Consider the following 21,055-nt stretch of genomic DNA (forward strand, 5'->3'; position numbering starts at 1 on the left):
ACGCCTCACGTAGGTCAGGGTGCATGACCCGCTTTTGGGCGGGCTTATTGTGTGTTTTGCAAGGTACCTGATCCATTCTGCCTGGAATTTCGCGCCCAACAAGGGAAGGGGAAAGTAGAAAAAGATGACGATTCCGACCTGATGCGCAAAGTGTGATCATGATCCGGTAGGGTGGCTATTTTTGGTTAATAATCAAAGACAAGAAGTCGTTATTTCCCGCTAAAAAGCGAAAAAGTGAATATCCATGATTGAATTATCCATAGCATTTCCGATTCGCGTGCAGAACGGTGGGCTGTTTATTTCGCGCGGCGTGGGCAGCCACCCGGCACGCAAACTGAACTCCTGGGAGCTGGTGTTCGTCGAGCGCGGCGAGTTCAGGATCCGTGAAGAAGGGCGCCTGTTTAACGTTCAGGCGGGCGAAAGCCTGCTGCTGCGCCCGGGGTGTCGGCACGTGGGTGAAGGGGAGTTTCCGGCAGACCTTAAATTTTACTGGCTGCATTTTGACTGGCTCGACGAGACGCTGAATACCGCGTTGCGCCAGACGCTGCTGAGCATTCCGCAGCATACGGGCGTGAGTTCTCCGTCGTATATCATCTCGCTGTTCCGCCAGTTCCTGAACGAGCAAGAAAATGTGCATCGCAGCATCGCGCTGGAGTGCATTTTGTTGCTGATCCTCCAGCAGCTTTCAGCGGCGAGATTGCAGGAAAGTGCGAGCGAAAGCCCTGGCGTGGCGCTGGCCTATCGCGCCCAACAGACGCTGCGCACGCAGTATCACCTGCCGCTTTCTACCTCGCAGCTGGCGAAAGAACTGCATTGCAGCGCGGATTATCTTGGTCGCGTTTACCGACGCACATTCGGTTTAACCCTGACCGAAGCGCTCCATCGCCAGCGGGTGATGGCGGCGGAAAAACTGCTGATCAGCGATTCACCGTCGTTAAAGGACGTGGCCAGCCGCTGTGGGTTTAGCGATACCGGCTATTTCAGGCAGATATTTCGTAAACATACCGGCCTGACTCCGGCGGCGTGGAAGCGGCGTTATTGCAAAGAACATATCAATTCCGGTTGAGGTTTATCCAGGTACGGTGCAATACACGGCAGGCGTGCCCATATACAAAAACAAATATCCGGTTGGATTTTTTTGTATCACCTGTAAACGGAGGCCGCGCTCCCGCGATGTAAAGAAGTCCGGCGTATTATTGAGTACCGGCAGAGGGATTTTTGGCAGCTGATTCGTTTCATTAGAGACCATAATTAATGAATGGCCCTCGCGCCAGAAGGTAAAATCGACTCGATTACTGGTCGGCGTTCCCTCACCTTTTTTGGTGATATATTTCCCCCGGGTTTCCAAATGCCCTGTTTTTCCCATAAAGCGAAAGTGCATAATAATGTCTTCACTGCCATTTGCATCGACGATAGAAAGCTGACTCTCGCAGGTGAAATGGGTTTGTTTCCACGCCGTCAATTGCATATAAGCGATGCAAACAGTCGCTGCAATCAGCGGCAGGGCGATTATCATCAGGCGGCTATTTATTTTCATTTATATCCTCCCTTAATATAACAGCCTTGCATTGGACTCCTTTGGTTTCCATAGTGGCATCACAGAGAATAAGTGACGATCCGACCTGGAAGCGATTGATGGTGAGATATACGAGCTGTTTTTTGCGACAGTCAATCGGTTCACGACGTCGTATTTCATTGAAGACCGTCTGGCTATATTCCTTACCGGACCATGAGGAGTGAATTTCACAGTTTTCTATTTGACCCGCAGGATAATAGGGAACCGGTAGCAATGCGTCGGTACTGTTTTCCCGATAAATAACGGTAGTAAGCATCGCCACCGCGATAATGCCCCCGATAATCAGCCCGTACCGTGTGTGTATTTTTTGCCCTAATGACGGGCGCGTTTGTACAGCAGTGACTGTTGGCGACTCCGGTAACGAGGGCGCAATTGTCGCGGTGGCGGGTGGTATAAAATCCGCTAGCTCGCCGCATTGAACGGAGGCGTTACATTGAAATCCGTGCTTGGGAAGGGTGCGGATTATCTCATCTTCAAGCCCGACGGCTTTGAGCCCTTTACGGATAGAGGCGATGCTTTGATAGAGCGTGTTGGTCGATACCACCGCCCCTTTCTTTTCCCACACCTGGTTGAAGAGGAGTTTTTGCGAGACGGGCAGCCCGTTCTGTGCGAGCAGAACTTGCAAGCATTCGGCGGCAGGTGCATGCAGCTTCACCCGGCCCGATGGCCAGCTCTTTCGCGGCGTCAGGCTGCAATCATCCGGGTTGAATAAGATTATCTGGTTGATTAAGTACATTTTTCTCATGTTTTCAGCGGGCCACATGTGTAACGTAATCTTATGAATTTATACAACTAAAAATCTGAATCACCACAGATCAGCTAACTTCACTCCCTTTTTTCGTCGTTGTTCCCTTATGCTGCAACGCATCAAACCACTGTCTGTTTCGGGGTTTTTAGTCCTCTGTGACTTATCAGCAGTATAGTGCTGTGCCGTGCGATAACGCTGATGCCTGGAATATTAAACTGCAAAATAGGATTAATATGCGGTTTTGTTTTGAGTTGTTGACGTAGTTCAACTTAAAAGTAGGAGTGTCTTCACTTTTGCGTTTCTTATGGTGTTTTATGTTTAGTATTTTTATTTAAGCATATTTATATTCTGGTTTTGTGTGCCAGGAGTAGTTGAATGTTCATCTTCGCACGGATATTGAAAGTCTCATGCGTTGATTTATATTAGTCCATACACTTTGTAATGAAATAGTAAAAGGTGTGTTGGTGCGAGTAGTCCTTAACATTTTTCAGGTTGCCCGAATGGACTATCAGTTACATGGCTTTATCATAGGTGAGGACATTCACTTTGATATTATTAATCAAAGACTCTATCGCTTACCGTCCCGACACGCTGATAAATGTATTGTGTTCGTCGCCATCAGTTTGAATAAAACGATGCTTGAGCTTTTCCTTTATCTGATGAAGCACGCTCGTCAGCGTCCGGTCAGCAAAGATGAACTGATCAGAAAGGTTTGGGAGGAGAACGACTTGAGTTGTTCCTCACAGCGCTTATGGCAGGTGTTTCATAATTTAAGTAAGAAACTGGAATTAATCGGCTTGCCCAGTGACTTTATTAGCTATTTCAAAGGGGCGGGCTATCGGGTTATTGATGAGACTATTCGTCCTGTTTATTTTATTGAAAATGAAGTGACGGAATAGCCAAAAGAATTTTAAAGGTTACGTGGGAGAGTGATGTCTTCCTGACACGTTTTCCCTGGATATGCCCTATCCAGGGATTTTTTTTATCTGCTTTTTGTCGTTTTGATTTATGGAAAGCCAATGGATTGGCGAATCTCACCCTTTTGAATTTTCATCAGGGTCGACAGTATCTCTACTATTAAGTCAGGTCATGCTATGAAAATTTCATCTTTTTTCTTAAATCTGAAAATAGGTAATAAGCTGACGTCAGGATTTGTGGTGATCATTGCCTTAATGATAGCCATTCTTCTGACCAGTATTCTGGGTTTGAAAAATATTCAGGACAAGGTCACCAAAGGCGCAATCAGCGGTGCGCTGATTAACGATCTTTTTGATGCCCGATTAAGTCGTACCAATTATCAATACACCGGCGATCCGCAATATCTGCAACAAAGTAGCGCGGCTATCGACAAAATGGCGACGGTATTGGCCGAGTTGAAAACGTTTTCATGGTCGGTGGAGGGAGGGAAAATGGTTGAGAGAACGGGCAATGCGGTGGACAGTTACATCGCGGAGCGCACACCGTTTAATACCGCCATGAAGCAAAAGATTGATGCTGAAAAGCAGCTGAACTCGGCGTCCATTTGCGATGACTCCCGCATTATTGCCGCCTTGAGCACCACGGATGCCTTAAGCATTGATCAAAAATTCCAGGCGGCTCAGCTGGCTTTCCTGTTCAACGATATCGACTCGCGGCTGACGGACTACAAGCTTAAACCTGACGCAGCCGGACTTACTCGCATGAAACAGCGCCTGGAAGAAGGGGTTCTTCACGCCCAACAGATGCTGCCATGGCTGCCGGAAAAAGAGCGCGTGATTGTCGGTACGGCCATCCTGTCGTTCAATCAATATATTGAAACCCTGGCGCCTTACCAGCAGGCCTGGGGTCAGCTGAATGCCGCGTCGGACAAATTACTCGTTCGCGCCAATGAGCTGACAGAATCCATTAATGCGTTGCGCACGCTTCAGGAACGCATGGTGGAAGCGATTGTCCATCAGATGCAGTGGACGATGCAGCTGGTTGCGGCTCTGGGTATCATCATCGGCGTGCTGCTGGCCTGGACTATCACCCGTGCCATTACCCGTCCTTTGCAGGAAACCCTGACGCTGGCGGAGCGTATTGCCGATGGCGATCTGACCCATTCCGTTGAGAGCCAACGCCGCGATGAACTCGGGAAGCTGATGCGAGCCATGGGTCTGATGAATACCAATCTGAAAGGCATTATTCACGATGTCCGTGAAGGGGTGGCGAACGTGGCGCATTCCTCCACAGAGATAGCGCGGGGGAATATCGACCTTTCCTCACGGACCGAACAGCAGGCCGCGGCGGTAGTGCAAACCGCGGCCAGCATGGAGGAGCTGACGTCCACCGTGGCATTGAACGCTGAGAACGCCGTTCAGGCGCGGAAGCTCTCTGAGCAGGCGGCGGAAAAGGCCAGCCAGGGCTGCGAAGTCTCGCGAGCGGTGGTGGACACCATGCGTTCTGTGCAGGGCAGCGCCCATCGCATTTCAGAAATCACTACGGTGATAAACGGCATTGCCTTCCAGACCAACATTCTGGCGCTGAACGCCGCGGTTGAAGCGGCCAGAGCGGGCGAGCAGGGGAAAGGCTTTGCGGTAGTGGCCGGTGAAGTGCGCAATCTTGCTCAACGCAGCGCCCAGTCGGCGAAGGAAATTGAAACGCTGATCAAAGAGTCGGTCGGCATTGTCGATACCGGCTTCAAGCTGGTTGAACAGGCCGGGACAGCGATGGCGGATATTGAAACGTCGGTCGGTCAGGTGCGAGACATCATGAACGAGATTGCGTCGGCGACCGATGAGCAGAGCCGGGGTATTTCGCAAATCGCTCAGGCGATGGCGGAAATGGACACCACCACGCAGCAGAACGCCGCGCTGGTGGTGGAATCCTCTTCCGCAGCGAACAGCCTGGAAGAACAAGCGATCAAGCTTGAGGAGTCGGTGTCCGTTTTCAGACTTTCCAGCGAACCGATGGCTAAGCCGCGCCGCGCAACGGCGGTCCTGGCAAAGCCGCTTTCGTCTGCCAAAGAAGCAGATAACTGGAGCGCGTTCTGATTTTCCCGCCCCTCCTGCGGGAGGGGTGAAGTGTTGGCCCCGAGTTTTCAGGGCCAACATTATTTAACAGCCGCTTTCCTGCCAGGCTTTTTCAATTTCCTCGGCAAGTATTTTGACCCCCGCTTCGATTTTCTCCGGGTCCGGCACGTAGTTCATGCGCATACACTGGTGCGTGTGCGGCCACGGTTTATCGAGCCCAGGGAAGAAGAAGTCGCCAGGCACCATCAGTACGCCGCGCTTTTTCAGGCGCTGGTACAGAATTTCAGTGGTTATCGGCAGGTCTTTAAACCACAGCCACAGGAAAATAGCGCCTTCTGGCTTGTGGATCAGGCAGCGTTCTTCCGGCAAATAACGACGAATAGTGGCAATCGTTTCGTGAACGCGCTGGTAATAGAACGGTTTGATAACCGTTTCTGACAGGCGCAGCAGGTCTTTTCGCTGGATCATTTCGCACATCATCGCCGGGCCAATACCGCCAGGGGAGAGGCTGATAATGCCGTTCATATTGCTGATTGCGCTGATGATTTTTTCATTGGCAATAATAATGCCGCAGCGACTGCCCGGCAGGCCGAGCTTCGACAGACTCATGCACAACACGATGTTCGGGTTCCACAGCGGACGCGCTTCGCTAAAGATAATGCCCGGGAACGGCACGCCGTAAGCGTTATCAATGACCAGAGGAATACCGTGCTGATTGGCCAGCGCATCGAGTTTCAGCAACTCTTCGTCGGTAATGACGTTGCCCGTTGGGTTAGTCGGGCGCGAAACGCAGATCATTCCGGTTTCGTCGGTGACGCGCAGATGCTCGAAGTCGACGTGATACTTGAACTGGCCTTCTGGCAGCAGCTCGATATTCGGACGCGCGGAGACAAACAGGTCTTCTTCAAGGCCTGAATCCGCATAACCGATATATTCCGGCGTCAGCGGGAACAGCACTTTGCGGGTGGTTCCATCGGCGCGGCGGCCTGCGAAAAGGTTAAACAAGTAGAAAAACGCGCTCTGACTGCCATTTGTCAGTGCAATATTCTGTGGTCCGATATCCCAGCCGAGCTCTTCACGCAGCATGGTCGACAGGGCGGCCAGCAGTTCGGTTTTGCCCTGCGGGCCGTCATAATTACACAGCGCTTCAGTCGCTTTGCCGCTTTCCAGCATGTCTGCCAGCAGATTCTGGAAGTAGTCGTTCATCTCCGGAATTTGCGCCGGGTTGCCGCCGCCGAGCATGATGGCGCCTGGCGTCCGCAGTCCATCGTTGAGATCTTCCATCAGGCGGGTGATACCGGAATGACGGGTGAATTTGTCGCCGAAAAGTGAAAAAGTCATATGCAGGTGTTCTGTAGGTCTTCTGGGGAGGGGCTAACCATAACCCCTGCGCCAGCGAGGTGCAAACCGGTGAAGCATTTCTGATTTGGTGATTTATTCTGCATTTAATGTTCGCGCCGGACGATCGCTCTGTTCGGCGCGCGGAGCATCATCCGGTCAGGGTTTTGCGGCCCACACCACCATCACTTTATCGCCGTCATGTTCGCGCACAAAACCGTAGCCTTGAGGCAAGGTGAGCGTGGTCTGGCTGCCCGCGCCAATCGCCGGATGGCGCGCGCGGAACTGGCCGAGTTTCTGCCAATGGGCGACGGTGGCGGCCTCTTTCCCGGAGACATCCTGCCAGTTCATGTCCGAACGCGTGCCCTGCAACGGGTCGGAGCCGGTCGGGCCAAACGGACGGGCGGATTCGTCACCGTAAAATATCTGTACTGCACCCGGCGCGAGCAACAACAGTTCCGCGCCCTCGCTGCCACCCTCGCGGAACAATCGCGTGTCGTGGGAAGAGAGATAGCTCAGTACGTTGAAGTTCTGCAATTTGTCAGCCATTTGCTGCCAGGTGGTATCGATATTGGCCAGGCAATTCACCGCTTTCGCCGCCTGGTCCTGATAATCGAAATTAATCATCGCGTCGAAGCCGTGCTGATAATACGCACTCTGCATCACGCCGTGGCCCCAGGCTTCACCGGTCATCCAGAATTCGCCATCGCCAGGTGATTTCCCCGGATTGGCCTTCTTCCACGCTGCCAGCGCCTCGGTGGCCTGTGTTTTTAGCTGCTGCCACGCCGGAAGTTCGACGTGTTTGGCGGTATCAATTCGAAAACCGTCGATACCGTAATCGCGCACCCATTGGCTCAACCAGTGCGTCAGATAGTCGCGCGGCGTGTAACCCGCAATGGCAACGGCTTTGGTATCCGGTTTGTGCTGATAAAACACCGGCAGGCCAGAAACGGCGGTGGACTCGGTTTTGAGGTCCGGCAGGAAGGCCAGCGACATGGTTAAATCGTCGAAGCCGGGATTGTCGTAGTCGCCAATGTCGGTGCGGACCCACGGCTTGCCCCACCAGTTTGCCCACGCCGTTTTATCGCTAAAGTTGATGTAATCGTTAAAGCTATGCCAGGTCTGGCCGGGGCCGGGTTTCCAGTCGGTCCAGTGCTCGCCGAGGGTTTTCTTCAGCGCATCGCCCTGCAAATAGAGGGCGCCAAACTGGTATGCCTGCATATCGGCCAGTGTGGCATATCCGGTGTGGTTCATCACCACGTCAAACAGAATGCGGATGCCGCGCTTGTGCGCTTCGTCTATCAGATGACGCAGGTCGTCCTCGTTGCCCATGTTGGCGTCGAGTTTTGTCCAGTCTTGCGGGTAATAGCCGTGATAGGCGTAGTGCGGGAAATCCCCTTTGGTGCCGCCCCCGACCCAGCCGTGAATTTGCTCCAGCGGCGAGCTAATCCACAGCGCGTTGACCCCGAGCTGCTGGAGATAATCGAGTTTGCTGGCGAGCCCTTGCAAATCACCGCCGTGAAAGGTGCCGATCTCCTGCAAACCATCGCTGTGCCGGCCGTAACTATGGTCGTTATCCGGATTGCCGTTCACAAAGCGGTCGGTCAATACGAAATAGACCGTGGTGTTATGCCAGTCGAACGCGGCGGGTTGCTGAGTTTGCGCATTTTCAAGCAACAGCAGGCCGTTGCTGCCGTCGGCTGGCTGCATCGTGATTTTGCCTTCTTTCACCGTCGCGATTTTCCCACTGTAAAAATCGCGGACCGTGCTGCCTTCTGCGAAGATCTTGCTGACATTGAGCGTAAGCGGATTACCGTCCCAGCGCGGACATTGACGGACTTCCACATTGGCGGTGGCCGCAGCCTCGGTTTTGACGCTCAGCATCAGCGTTGGCGTGCCTGAGCGGGTATCCACCGCCAGCGTGTACTCGCCGTCGCGAAACAGTCGCCACTGCGGGGCATCGCCGTGGCAAGGCTCAAGCGACAGCATTTCATTTAATTTTATCGTCGAAGCGGGCTGCCAGCACTCTTGGTCAAGATGTAACGTCAACGGATGTGTACCCTTCGTCAGCGTTTTCTGACTGACAAACGTCCCACTGCCTTCAGGTTTGAATGCAGGGAAATCCGGGGCGGTCCAGCCTGCGAGGGCGGCACCGGGCAGCAGAAGCAGTACAACAGCGGCAAGTTTCATCGCGTTCACCTGAAGTCAGTTTTAGTGCATTTTGCCAGCCGTCACGGCGTTATCCCTCCTCCTTCATTGGCATTCCAGGGGAGGACGTCGCAGGGTGAGTGATCTGCCTCTAATGAGAACAGGAATTTCTGCGATTAAGCGTTGAATTTCAGGCTTATGAAGCGAAAGAATGCCCTTCGTGCAGAACCTCGTTTAGGATTTTGCTTATATCTTAGGATGCGCTGCCGGGGTATTTTTGCTATCATTCGCGATTCATTTCGCAGTTATGTGAATAATTCAAGGCGTTGGAATGATTATTTCCGACCAGGAGACCTAATGATATCGACTCCCATTCGACGATATGGGGCCGCGATACTCATGTTACTCACCGGTTTATTTTCAGGTGGGGTGCTAGCAACAACGCACACAGCAACAACGAGTCACAAAGCCCCGGTAATAAAGACAAGTAGTAGTACCAAGGTAAGCAGTAAACAAGAGTATTCTCGCAATAGTGCAAAGAGTAGTTCACTTCCTGATTTGCGAAAATACCCTTCCGGAACACCTCGTAAAAAAGCGTTTCTCCGGACCGTAATGCCTTATATTACCAGTCAAAATGCAGCAATCACCGCCGATCGTAACTGGCTTGTTTCCAAGCAGTACGAGGGTCGTTGGTCGCCGACAGAGCGTTCGCGCCTGAAAGGTATCACTAAACGCTACAAAATCAGCTGGTCCGGGAATACGCGTAAAATTCCATGGAACTCGCTGCTTGAGCGCGTAGACATCATTCCTGGCAGCATGGTTGCGACCATGGCCGCAGCAGAAAGTGGTTGGGGTACGTCGAAGCTCGCACGTAACAACAACAATCTGTTTGGCATGAAGTGTGGTCGTGGCAAATGCGCTGGCAAAGTGAAAGGCTACTCGCACTTTGACTCAGTCAAAGAGTCTGTAGATGCCTATGTGGTGAACCTGAACACGCATCCGGCTTATAAATCATTCCGTAAGTCCCGTGCGCAGCTGCGTAAAACGGACCAGGAAGTCACGGCCAGTGCGATGATCCACAAGCTGAAAGGCTATTCGACTCGCGGGTCGAGCTACAATAACTTCTTGTTCAGTATGTACCAGGATAATCAGCGCCTGATTGCCGCTCATATGTAATCACGCTCTCCCTGATACCGCTAAAAAACGCCTTCCATCGGAAGGCGTTTTTGTTTTCTGCGCCAGCTACACCAGCGCTTCGCCGAAGCGTTCGCGATACTCTTTCGGCGTGGTGTCGTATTCCTTTTTAAACACCGAATAGAAATATTGTAGCGACGGATAGCCGCACATCTGCGAGATCTCGTTGATGGATAAGGACGTCGACACCAGCAGGCTGCGCGCTTTTTCCAGCTTCTCGCTGTGAATAACCGCGTGAATGGTTTCGCCCACTTCCTCTTTAAAGCGTTTCTCCAGATTGGAACGAGAAATCCCCACCGCATCCAACACCTGCTCAACTTTAATGCCCTTACAGGCGTTATTGCGGATGTAGTGCATTGCCTGAATCACCGCCGGGTCGTCGAGAGAACGGTAATCGGTGGAGCGCCGCTCGATCACACGCACCGGCGGCACCAGCAGGCGTTGCAGCGGCAGATCTTCGTTATCCAGCAGACGGTGCAGCAGTTTGGCGGCCTGATAGCCCATCTGGCGCGTGCCCTGCGCCACGGAGGAGAGCGCCACGCGCGACAGATAGCGCGTCAGCTCTTCGTTATCGATACCAATCACACACAGTTTTTCCGGCACCGGGATATGCAGATGTTCGCAGGCCTGTAAGATGTGCCGCGCGCGGGCGTCGGTTACGGCGATAATCCCGGTTTGCGGCGGCAGCGTTTGCAGCCAGTCGGCCAACCGATTTTGCGCGTGCTGCCAGTTATCCGGCGCGGTTTCCTGCCCCTGATACACTACGCCGCGGTATTTCTCTTTCGCCACAATCTGGCAAAACGCATGCTCGCGCTCAACTGCCCAGCGCTTGCCGCTGGAGGAGGGCAGGCCGTAAAAAGCAAAGCGATGAACGCCTTTTTCCTTCAGATGTAAAAACGCGCTTTCTACCAGGGCATGATTATCGGTCGCGATGTAGTGAACCGGAGGATAGTGCTCCGGACGATGATATGAGCCGCCGACGCCGACGATAGGCACATCAACATCGCCGAGCAGGGCTTCGATTATTGGATCGTCAAAGTCGGCAATGACGCCGTCACCGAGACATTCCTTTATGTTTTCAATGCGAGCGCGAAAATCCTCTTCGATAAAAATATCCCATTCCGACTGGGACGCCTGCAAGTACTCGCCCACGCCTTCCACAACCTGACGGTCATAGGCTTTGTTGGCGTTGAATAACAGCGTGACCCGGTGGCGCTTTTCAAACATGTTTTGCTTTCCTGAAGAGACAAGGATGGCGAGACCCGAAAGTGTCGCCATCGTAGCGGAAGTTGCCGCGATCAGGCCCGCCGCTTAGTGGCAGAATCCATCCACACCGCCAGCAGCAAAATGGCACCCTTAACGATATATTGCCAGAAAGTCGGCACGTCCATCATGCTCATTCCGTTATCCAGCGCCGACATGATAAACGCCCCCATGACTGCGCCGGCTACGCTGCCCACGCCGCCCGCGAGGCTGGTGCCGCCAATCACACAGGCGGCGATGGCATCGAGTTCGGCGATGTTCCCGGCGGACGGCGAACCGGCCCCCAGGCGCGAACTTAAGATAAGCCCGGCAATCGCCACCATCAGGCCGTTAATCGCGAATACCGCAAGTTTGGTGCGTTCCACGTTAATGCCCGACAGCCGGGCGGCTTCCAGATTACCGCCGATGGCATAAATGCGACGGCCAAACGCCGTGCGGGTGGCCATAAACATGCCTGCCAGCAACAGCAGAGCGAGGATCAGCACCGGTGTTGGCACGCCGCGATAATCGTTCAGCATCCAGACCGCGCCGAGGGCAATCACCGCAGTAATGGCCTGACGACCGACCACGCGCGTGGATGCCGGGTTGCTCAGCCCGAGCGCCTGGCGACGCATACGCCCGCGCCACTGCCAGGCGACGAACACGAACAGGCCCAGCACGCCAATGACAAAACCAATACCGTCGGGCAGATAGCTCTGACCGATTTGCGACATCGCCGGGCTGGTGGGCGACACCGTGGTGCCGTTGGTAATGCCAATCAGGATGCCGCGAAACGCCAGCATCCCGGCCAGGGTCACTATAAACGACGGGACTTTCCGGTAGGCCACCCACCATCCGTTCCAGGCACCTAACACCAGTCCCAGCGCCAGTGTGACCACGATCGTCAACGGCAGCGGCCAGCCGAGCCAGACGTCGAAAATGGCCGCCACACCGCCCAGCAGACCCATCATCGAGCCGACCGACAAATCGATTTCTGCCGAGATAATGACGAACACCATCCCGACCGCCAGAATGCCGGTGATAGCGGTCTGGCGCAGCAGGTTCGAGACGTTACGCGCGCTGAGATACGATCCGTCAGTAGTCCAGGTGAAGAACAGCATGATCGCCACGATCGCCGCGATCATCACAAACACCTGCAAATTGAGTTTTTTTAGCCCGGCGAAGGCGGCGGGCCTTTGCGCGTCGAGCTTCAGTTCAGACGGCGTGTTTTTCGACATGACGCTCACTCCTCAGGGCCGCTTCCATTACTTTTTCCTGCGTCAGTTGATGGTTGACCAGGTCCGCTTTCAGTTTGCCTTCGTGCATCACCAGCACGCGGTCGCTCAGGCCAAGCACTTCCGGCAGCTCGGAAGAGATGACAATGACCGCTATGCCCTGCTGCACCAGCTGATTAATCAGTTTGTAGATTTCGTATTTCGCGCCGATATCAATGCCGCGCGTGGGTTCATCGAGGATCAGAATGCGAGGGTTGAGCAGCAGGCAGCGGGCCAGAATTGCCTTTTGCTGATTGCCGCCGCTGAGCCTGCCAATGGCCAGTTCGGGCGATGAGGTTTTCACTTTCAGTCGGGCGATCGATTGCAGGATGCAGTTCTGCTCTGCGGCATCGTCCAGCGCGCTGAGCGGGCCGGTGAATTGGTCCAGCGCCGCCAGGGTGATATTTTTCCCGACCGCCATCACCGGCACTATGCCGTCTTTCTTGCGGTCTTCCGGAACCATCGCGATGCCGTGGGCAATCGCCTGCTGGCAGTTCTCAATGTTCACCGCTTTACCATCGATAAACACGCTACCTTCCCAGCGTCCGTGCCAGACGCCAAACAGGCACTGGACGGCTTCGGTGCGCCCGGCGCCGACCAGCCCCGCAATGCCGAGAATTTCTCCGCGTCGCAGAGAAAAGGAGATGTCATTCACCCGCTTGATGTGACGATTAACCGGGTGCCAGGCGGTGAGGTGTTCTACGCGCAGGATTTCCTCGCCGGGCGTGTGCGGCTCGTTGGGATATAGAGCCGTCAGCTCGCGGCCCACCATCATGGTGATGATGTCGTCTTCGCTCATGCCGTTCGCGTCGCGAGTGCCGATGTGCTGCCCGTCGCGGATCACGCAAATGGTGTCGGAAATGGCCTTCACTTCGTTGAGCTTGTGCGAAATATAGATACAGGCGATGCCGTGATTTTGCAGGTCGCGAATGATGTTCAGCAGGATCGCCGTTTCCTGTTCAGTCAGCGAGGCGGTTGGTTCATCCAGAATCAGCAGGCGTACCTGCTTGTTCAGCGCTTTGGCGATTTCCACTAGTTGCTGTTGCCCGAGGCCTAAATCCCCGACGCGGGTGTCGGGCGAAATGGCGAGGCTCACCTGCGCGAGCAGTTTCTCGCAGCGCAGCGTCATCTGGTCGTAATCGAGAATGCCGTGGCGGGTGATTTCCGCGCCTAAGAAGATGTTTTCCAGCACCGTCAGATGCTTAACCAGCGCCAGTTCCTGGTGAATAATGGCGATGCCCCGGCGTTCGGTATCGCGAATATGCGCGGCGTGCACCGGTTCTCCGGCAAAGACGATTTCACCGTCGTAGGTGCCGTGAGGGTATATTCCGCACAGGACTTTCATCAGCGTCGATTTGCCTGAGCCATTCTCACCGCACAGAGAAACCACTTCTCCGGCGTTCAACCGCAGGCTGACATTATCAACAGCCTTTACCGACCCGAAGGCTTTGGTAATACTCTTCATTTCTAGTAAATAAGGCATAGCGACTCCACGTAGCGTTCCACGTAAAAAGAAAATGCCCCTCGTGAAAGGGGCGCGCGGAATTACAGTTCGCTCTTCTTGTGGAAGCCGTCTTTAACCACGGTCTGGTCGATATTGCTCTTATTGACTTCAATCGGCGTGAGCAGACGCGCAGGCACGTCTTTCAGCCCGTTATTGAGGGTAGTGTCGGATTTCGGCTGTTGACCGTTGCCGAGCTCAACCGCAATTTCAGCGGCGGTGTTGGCAAGTTGGGTGATAGGTTTATAAACCGTCATTGTTTGAGTGCCCGCGATAATGCGTTTCACGCCGGCGAGGTCAGCATCCTGACCGGAAATGGCGACTTTGCCCGCCAGCCCCTGTGCGCTCAGCGCCTGAATCGCGCCCCCTGCGGTGGCGTCATTCGAGGCCACCACGGCGTCAATTTTGTTATTGTTTGCGGTCAGCGCGTTTTCCATAATTTTCAGCGCATTTTCAGGCAGCCAACCGTCGGCCCATTGATCGCCCACCACTTTAATTTTGCCGTCGTCGATGAACGGTTTTAAGACTTTCATCTGCCCGGCGCGGAACAGTTTCGCGTTGTTATCCACCGGCGAACCGCCCATCAGGAAGTAGTTTCCGGTCGGCACTTTTTCGACCAGGCTCTGGGCCTGCATTTCACCCACTTTTTCATTATCAAAGGAAATATAGAAATCAATGTCGGCATTATTAATCATGCGGTCATAGGCCAGCACTTTAATGCCTTCTTGTTTCGCTTCTTTAATAACGTTACTTAACACTTGCCCGTTATAAGGAATAATAACAAGCACATCCACGCCGCGGTTGATCATATTTTCAATCTGCGACATTTGTGTTTCTTCATTACCGTTTGCGGACTGCACAAAGACTTTGGCGCCTAATGATTCGGCTTTATGCACAAATATATCGCGATCTTTTTGCCAGCGCTCCAGACGCAGATCGTCGATAGCCATTCCGATTTTTACTTCTTTGGCGATGCCCGCGAAACTGGTCAACAGCAGCGAGGCACAAAGGGTGAGGCAAAGGTTCTTTATCTTCATCATCGTAGGGCCTTTTGTAGGTTTTGAAGGTGCTGAGATTGGCGATAAAAGAATCAAACACGACGGATACGCTGCAAATTTTTAGCACGGGTGGGATTAATGACAATTACAGATTTTTATCTTCTGGTTACGATATTTGGTTTATTTTCTAATTTATGACCGCGATCTGATTTTAAATCGTTTCAGCTATTTGTTGCATTGTTGTTCTGAAGCTGGGCCGAAAAATGCTGCTGAAGCCTAATTATTTTGCGAGCCAGCGCACGTTTGTGGATTCTCTTAATCGCAGTGTGAAATAACGTAATTGAGCAACCGCGAAACAGGTAACAGTATTACGCCACAACCTGGTATTCGCCGCGTCAAATGGAGTTCAATTATGCAAGCTTATTTCGACCAACTCGACAGAGTCCGTTACGAAGGCCCGAAAACGCAAAATCCACTGGCCTTCCGCCACTACAACCCGGACGAGCTGGTGCTCGGCAAACGCATGGAAGACCACCTGCGCTTTGCGGCGTGCTACTGGCACACCTTCTGCTGGAACGGTGCCGACATGTTCGGCGTGGGTTCGTTTGATCGCCCTTGGCAGCAGCCGGGTGAAGCGCTGGTGCTCGCCAAACGCAAAGCCGACGTGGCGTTTGAATTTTTCCACAAGCTGAATGTGCCGTATTACTGCTTCCACGATGTGGACGTTTCCCCAGAAGGCGCGTCGCTGAAAGAGTACCTGAACAACTTTGCGCAGATGGTCGATGTGCTGGCAGAAAAACAGCAGCAGACCGGCGTGAAACTGCTGTGGGGCACCGCAAACTGCTTCACCAACCCGCGCTACGGCGCAGGTGCGGCCACCAACCCGGACCCGGAAGTTTTCAGCTGGGCGGCCACACAGGTGGTGACCGCAATGAACGCCACGCATCAGCTGGGCGGCGAAAACTACGTGCTGTGGGGCGGTCGCGAAGGGTATGAATCGTTGCTGAATACTGACCTGCGTCAGGAGCGTGAGCAGATTGGCCGCTTCATGCAGATGGTCGTTGAGCATAAACACAAAATCGGTTTCCGCGGCACCTTGCTTATCGAACCAAAACCGCAGGAGCCTACCAAGCATCAGTACGATTACGATGCCTCCACCGTGTACGGCTTCCTCAAGCAGTTCGGTCTGGAAAAAGAGATCAAGCTGAACATCGAAGCCAACCACGCTACGCTGGCAGGTCATTCGTTCCACCATGAAATTGCGACCGCTATCGCGCTGGGCCTGTTCGGTTCCGTCGATGCCAACCGCGGCGATCCGCAGCTTGGCTGGGATACCGATCAGTTCCCGAACAGCGTGGAAGAAAACGCGCTGGTGATGTATGAAATTATTAAGGCAGGTGGTTTCACCACCGGTGGCCTGAACTTCGATGCCAAAGTGCGTCGTCAGAGCACCGATAAATATGACTTGTTCTACGGTCACATTGGCGCGATGGACACCATGGCGCTGGCGCTGAAAGTCGCCGCACGCATGATTGAAGACGGCGAGCTGGATAAACGTGTGGCGCGTCGCTATGCGGGCTGGAATGGTGAGCTGGGGCAGCAGATCCTGAAAGGTCAGATGTCGCTGACCGACATTGCGAAGTACGCTGAACAGCATAACCTGGCGCCGCAGCATCAGAGTGGGCATCAGGAACTGCTGGAGAACCTGGTCAATTATTACCTGTTCGACAAGTAGTCATCTATACCCGTCATACTTCAAGCTGCATCTTCATTGGCTGCGCTTGTTCACCCCAGTCACATAGTTATCTATGCTCCTGGGGTTTCACAAGCTTGCCGCTTCGATGCAACTCGAATTATTTAGGGTATATAAAATTTGAAGCCCGGTTTATCTCGCGGTACCGGGCATTTTCACTCAAGGAATCGTCACTATGTATATCGGCATCGATCTCGGCACGTCCGGGGTCAAAGTGATTCTGCTCAGCGAACAGGGCGACGTGCTGGCCTCGCACACTGAGAAACTGACCGTTTCGCGGCCACATCCGCTGTGGTCCGAGCAGGATCCTGAGAGCTGGTGGCGGGCGACGGACAGCGCGATGAAGGCGTTAGGTGCTCAGCATTCACTGGCTGAAGTGAAGGCGTTGGGCATCGCCGGACAAATGCACGGAGCTACGCTGCTTGATAAGCAGCAGCGGGTTCTGCGTCCGGCGATTTTATGGAATGACGGCCGCTGTGGTGAAGAATGTGCGTTGCTGGAGCGGGCAGTGCCGCGTTCGCGGGAAATTACTGGCAACCTGATGATGCCGGGTTTCACCGCGCCGAAGCTGCTGTGGGTCAAACGGCATGAGCCTGAAGTGTTTAGCCAGGTTGATAAAGTGCTGTTGCCAAAAGATTTTCTGCGTTTGCGTATGACCGGCGAGTTCGCCAGTGATATGTCGGACGCGGCGGGCACCCTGTGGATGGACGTGGCTCAGCGCGACTGGAGCGACGAATTACTTCAGGCCTGCGAGTTAAGCCGCGACAACATGCCGGCGCTGTTTGAAGGCAGTGAGATTACCGGCACGCTGCTGCCGTCGGTGGCGCAGGCGTGGAACATGCCCGCGGTGCGCGTGGTGGCCGGTGGCGGTGATAACGCGGCGGGCGCTGTGGGTGTGGGGATGGCCGATGCCGGTCAGGCGATGCTGTCGCTTGGCACATCAGGCGTTTATTTTGCCGTCAGTAACGGCTTCCTCAGTAAACCGGAAAGCGCGGTGCACAGTTTCTGTCATGCGCTGCCGGGCCGTTGGCACTTGATGTCGGTGATGCTGAGCGCCGCATCCTGTCTCGACTGGGCAGCAAAACTGACGGGCCTGGGCGACGTTCCGGCTCTGCTGGCGGCGGCGCAAACGGCGGATAAAAACGCCGATCCGGTGTGGTTCCTCCCGTACCTCTCCGGGGAGCGGACTCCGCATAACAACCCGAATGCCAAAGGCGTCTTTTTCGGCCTGACACACCAGCATGGCCCCGCCGAACTGGCGCTGGCGGTGCTGGAAGGCGTGGGCTTTGCGTTGGCTGACGGAATGGACGTGGTGCATGGCTGCGGCATCACGCCGAAAAGCGTGACCCTGATTGGCGGTGGCGCGCGCAGCCCTTACTGGCGACAAATGCTGGCGGATATCAGCGGCATCGCCCTTGAGTATCGTACCGGCGGTGACGTCGGCCCGGCGTTGGGTGCGGCCCGTCTGGCGCAGCTGGCGATGCACCCAGATATTCCGGTGACGGAGCTCTTGCCGCAGCTGGCACTTGAGCAAACGCACCAGCCGGACGCCGCTAAAAACGCCGCGTATGCCCCACGTCGTGACGTTTTCCGCCGCCTGTATCAGCAGTTAAAACCGCTGATGTCCTGAATGCGCGGTTAGCTGTCCTTTTTTGACCTTAGCAAGACCCCTTTTCGTGGTCACAATGGTTTCACACCGACACGAAAAGGAGTCTCACTATGTCCCGCACCGCTCTGATTAACATCGATACCCAGCAGTCTTTCGAACAGCGTAATTTTTGGCAGACCGCCGATTTACCGGCGTTTCAGACCGCGATGCTGGGGCTGATTTCGGGCTGCCAGCAGCATAACATCCCGGTAGTCGACATTTTCCACGTCGACGACCAGGGGCCGTTTTCTCTCGAGAGCGGATTCGTCAAACCCATGTCCTTTTTGAGCCATCAGCCGGAAGTCGTTTTTCACAAGCACGTCCATAACGCGTTTACCGACACTGGCCTCGACTTCTGGCTGCGCAGCCGCGATATCAATCACCTGATTATCTGCGGGCTGCGTACCGAACAGTGCTGCGAAACCACCACGCGCGTGGCGTCCGATCTCGGTTATCAGGTGACGTTTGTCACCGAGGCCACGCTGACCTTTCCGATGACGCATAAAGGCGTTACGCTGGATGTTGAGACGCTGCGCCACCGCACGGAAACCGTGCTGGAAGGGCGTTTTGCCACTGTCAAAACTGTAACGGAGACCCTTGAATCGCTATGACTACCGATGTCTGGTTCGTGATGCTGCCCGGCGTGCTGTCGCTTGATATGACCGGCCCGGCAGAGACCTTTGTGCTGGCGGGCGATGCGTTTCGTCTGCATTACATCGGGCCAGACGCGCAGGTGCCGACCTCTATCGGCATGACGATGGGCAACATTCAGCCGCTACCGGATACGCTTCCGGCGGGAAGCCTGCTGGTGCTGCCCGGCGTATGCGATTCAAACCATTACTTTTCCACTCCGCAGGCGGAACGGGTTCGCCGCTGGCTGACGCGCCAACAGCCCTTGCTGCACGCCGGGAAAATCACCCTGATGTGCGTATGTTCCGGTTCGCTGCTGGCGGCGAAAGCAGGGCTGCTGCACGGCGTACAGTGCACCACGCACCATGACGTGATTACGCGATTGAAGGCCGCCGCACCGGGGGCCATGGTCAAAGAGAACCGGATTTTTATTGAAGATAAAGGCATCTGGACCAGCGCCGGGATCACGTCCGGTATTGACCTGGCCCTGCATCTGATTAACCGGCTGTATGGCCCAGAGCGGGCGATGGCGGTGGCGCGAGAAATGGTGGTGTGGTTCCGCCGTTCCGGCGACGACCCGCAGCTTTCACCCTGGCTGCGCTATCGCAACCATCTGCATCCGGCGATCCATCGCGCGCAGGATGCACTGACTGCGGCTCCGCAGCACGCCTGGGCGCTGGTGGATATTGCCGCGCGGGCGCACGTCACTCCGCGCCATCTGACGCGGTTGTTCAAACAGCATCTGGGTGTCAGCGTGCGGGATTATCTCGAACAGCTTAGGCTGGCACTGGCAGAGCAGCGGTTGTTGCAGGGAAGTGGTGTCGAGCAGGCGGCACAGGCGGCGGGCTTTACCTCTGCCCGCCAGCTGCACCGCGCCCGTCAGCGGGCGTTAGCTGACCAGGCGTCGGGTGTCGATTCGCTGCACCAGCATTGAAAGCAGCAGGCTGCCCGCCAGCGTCGCACAGAAAATCCACACGATATCCAGTATTGGCCAGCTTTTAAGCTCCAGACCCCTGGCGCGCAGCGCGTGAATGATCAGTGCATGAAAACCGTAAATCCCCAATGAATGCTGCGAGATGGTGCGTAATCCTGGCAGTTCGCGGCCATTTAGCGTGTTTTTCACCAACGTGAGCAGCGTAACGGCGCAGATAAACACCATCGGCCCGGCGTACAGATACCAGGTGTCGGCGAAGTTGCCGCGCCATTTCAGCTCGTGCAGGGTTCCGTGCGAGATGACCCACACCGACGCGGCGAACAACGCGGCACACAGAAACGTCAGCGGTTTTTTGTCGGTGTCCATCATGCCCAACGCGCGGCCCAGCAGGCCGTACAGCACGTAATAAAACGTGTCGCCATCGATGTATAAATTTACCGGCAGCCATTGAAAACCCCCGGTTTTCAGCGGCACGGTATTGGGGTTCGCCACGATGCCGAGCACAATCATCAGCGCCAGCAACATCCAGCCATTGACACTTTTGACCTGAATCAGCGGCGAAAGCAGGTAAATCACGAAAATCGCGAAGAAAAACCACAGGTGATAGAACACTGGCTTTTGCAGCAAATATTTCAGCGACAGCTCAGCATTGATGTGGGTAAACAACAGGATATACGCCAGCGCCACCGCGCTGTAGAACAGCAAACACAGGCCGATGCGCAGGAAATGACGCGGCTCAGCGCTGCGCTCACCAAAAAACAGATAGCCGGAAATCATGAAAAACAGCGGGACGCTGACCCGAGAAGCGGAGTTCAACAGGTTGGCGATATCCCAGTTGAGCGGGCTAATACTGTGGGCGTTGGTGATATACCAGGTCGTGGTGTGGATCATCACCACCATCAGGCAGGCAATCCCTCGCAGGTTGGTAATCCAGCTAATCATTCCCGACATCAGTTCCTCAAAAATAGGGTGATAAAAAAGTCTGACCTGTGATTGTAGCCGCTGTTGCCAGGGAAAAATCCGAGTTTACCGCCGTTGGCGAGTAGATAACGGAACGTATTCGCACAATGCGCGGTCAGAA

At 54.5% G+C, this 21,055-nt stretch carries 17 protein-coding genes; 8 read left to right on the forward strand and 9 right to left on the reverse strand.

Annotation, left to right across the window (positions count from 1 at the left end; translation table 11 throughout):
- Nucleotides 1-244 precede the first annotated feature (244 nt).
- Nucleotides 245-1,066: a helix-turn-helix domain-containing protein gene (locus tag A8O29_RS01320; RefSeq protein ID WP_125354696.1), complete on the forward strand. Its 822-nt coding sequence runs from the start codon at nt 245-247 to the stop codon at nt 1,064-1,066.
- A 3-nt stretch (nt 1,067-1,069) separates the two neighbouring features.
- On the opposite strand, the gene A8O29_RS01325 is transcribed toward A8O29_RS01320, so the two are convergent.
- Both A8O29_RS01325 and A8O29_RS01330 read right to left on the reverse strand, forming a co-directional pair.
- The gene (locus A8O29_RS01325) at nt 1,070-1,537 is read right to left on the reverse strand and encodes a hypothetical protein (RefSeq protein ID WP_125354697.1); all 468 of its coding nucleotides are present in this window, start codon (nt 1,535-1,537) and stop codon (nt 1,070-1,072) included.
- A complete protein-coding gene (locus tag A8O29_RS01330; RefSeq protein ID WP_168713870.1) occupies nt 1,524-2,312 on the reverse strand; it encodes a winged helix-turn-helix domain-containing protein in 789 nt (262 codons plus the stop codon). The genes A8O29_RS01325 and A8O29_RS01330 overlap by 14 nt, the downstream gene beginning before the upstream one ends.
- Nucleotides 2,313-2,824: 512 nt before the next feature.
- Between A8O29_RS01330 and A8O29_RS01335 the strand changes: the two genes are divergently transcribed.
- Both A8O29_RS01335 and A8O29_RS22845 read left to right on the forward strand, forming a co-directional pair.
- Entirely contained in the window at nt 2,825-3,223 is a 399-nt protein-coding gene (locus tag A8O29_RS01335; protein WP_125354699.1) for a winged helix-turn-helix domain-containing protein, read from the forward strand.
- 195 nt (nt 3,224-3,418) lie between these two features.
- On the forward strand, nt 3,419-5,335 hold the full coding sequence (locus tag A8O29_RS22845; RefSeq protein WP_125352134.1) for a methyl-accepting chemotaxis protein: 1,917 nt from the start codon (nt 3,419-3,421) through the stop codon (nt 5,333-5,335).
- A 63-nt stretch (nt 5,336-5,398) separates the two neighbouring features.
- Here the strand turns inward: A8O29_RS22845 and avtA are convergent, their stop codons facing one another.
- Both avtA and A8O29_RS01350 read right to left on the reverse strand, forming a co-directional pair.
- Entirely contained in the window at nt 5,399-6,655 is a 1,257-nt protein-coding gene (gene avtA, locus A8O29_RS01345; protein ID WP_133461572.1) for a valine--pyruvate transaminase, read from the reverse strand.
- Between the two features lie 156 nt (nt 6,656-6,811).
- Complete coding sequence (locus A8O29_RS01350; protein ID WP_125352136.1) at nt 6,812-8,842, reverse strand: alpha-amylase; 2,031 nt, start codon at nt 8,840-8,842, stop codon at nt 6,812-6,814.
- 315 nt (nt 8,843-9,157) lie between these two features.
- Here A8O29_RS01350 and A8O29_RS01355 point away from each other — a divergent pair, with 315 nt between their 5' ends.
- Nucleotides 9,158-9,976 carry a protein bax gene (locus A8O29_RS01355; protein WP_125352138.1) on the forward strand — a complete coding sequence of 273 codons (819 nt, stop codon included), beginning with the start codon at nt 9,158-9,160 and terminating at the stop codon, nt 9,974-9,976.
- A 66-nt stretch (nt 9,977-10,042) separates the two neighbouring features.
- On the opposite strand, the gene xylR is transcribed toward A8O29_RS01355, so the two are convergent.
- From xylR to xylF, 4 genes are all read right to left on the reverse strand, one after another.
- Nucleotides 10,043-11,221, reverse strand: coding sequence for a D-xylose utilization transcriptional activator XylR (xylR, locus tag A8O29_RS01360; RefSeq protein WP_110510274.1), 1,179 nt, complete (start codon nt 11,219-11,221; stop codon nt 10,043-10,045).
- A 71-nt stretch (nt 11,222-11,292) separates the two neighbouring features.
- Nucleotides 11,293-12,474, reverse strand: coding sequence for a xylose ABC transporter permease XylH (xylH, locus tag A8O29_RS01365; RefSeq protein WP_110510273.1), 1,182 nt, complete (start codon nt 12,472-12,474; stop codon nt 11,293-11,295).
- Nucleotides 12,452-13,993 (reverse strand): xylose ABC transporter ATP-binding protein, encoded by a 1,542-nt coding sequence (locus A8O29_RS01370; RefSeq protein ID WP_174081203.1) that lies wholly within the window; start codon nt 13,991-13,993, stop codon nt 12,452-12,454. The genes xylH and A8O29_RS01370 overlap by 23 nt, the downstream gene beginning before the upstream one ends.
- Before the next feature lie 62 nt (nt 13,994-14,055).
- Entirely contained in the window at nt 14,056-15,048 is a 993-nt protein-coding gene (gene xylF / locus A8O29_RS01375; protein WP_125354374.1) for a D-xylose ABC transporter substrate-binding protein, read from the reverse strand.
- A gap of 373 nt (nt 15,049-15,421) precedes the next feature.
- Here xylF and xylA point away from each other — a divergent pair, with 373 nt between their 5' ends.
- From xylA to A8O29_RS01395, 4 genes are all read left to right on the forward strand, one after another.
- Nucleotides 15,422-16,744 (forward strand): xylose isomerase, encoded by a 1,323-nt coding sequence (xylA, locus tag A8O29_RS01380; protein WP_125354345.1) that lies wholly within the window; start codon nt 15,422-15,424, stop codon nt 16,742-16,744.
- Between the two features lie 193 nt (nt 16,745-16,937).
- On the forward strand, nt 16,938-18,392 hold the full coding sequence (gene xylB / locus A8O29_RS01385) for a xylulokinase (RefSeq protein WP_125354346.1): 1,455 nt from the start codon (nt 16,938-16,940) through the stop codon (nt 18,390-18,392).
- Between the two features lie 89 nt (nt 18,393-18,481).
- On the forward strand, nt 18,482-19,021 hold the full coding sequence (locus tag A8O29_RS01390; protein ID WP_125354347.1) for an isochorismatase family protein: 540 nt from the start codon (nt 18,482-18,484) through the stop codon (nt 19,019-19,021).
- Complete coding sequence (locus A8O29_RS01395) at nt 19,018-19,974, forward strand: GlxA family transcriptional regulator (protein WP_125354348.1); 957 nt, start codon at nt 19,018-19,020, stop codon at nt 19,972-19,974. The genes A8O29_RS01390 and A8O29_RS01395 overlap by 4 nt, the downstream gene beginning before the upstream one ends.
- Here the strand turns inward: A8O29_RS01395 and A8O29_RS01400 are convergent.
- On the reverse strand, nt 19,930-20,925 hold the full coding sequence (locus tag A8O29_RS01400) for an acyltransferase (protein ID WP_125354349.1): 996 nt from the start codon (nt 20,923-20,925) through the stop codon (nt 19,930-19,932). The genes A8O29_RS01395 and A8O29_RS01400 overlap by 45 nt on opposite strands.
- Between the last annotated feature and the right edge of the window lie 130 nt (nt 20,926-21,055).

Source organism: Scandinavium goeteborgense (assembly GCF_003935895.2).
GTDB lineage: Bacteria > Pseudomonadota > Gammaproteobacteria > Enterobacterales > Enterobacteriaceae > Scandinavium > Scandinavium goeteborgense.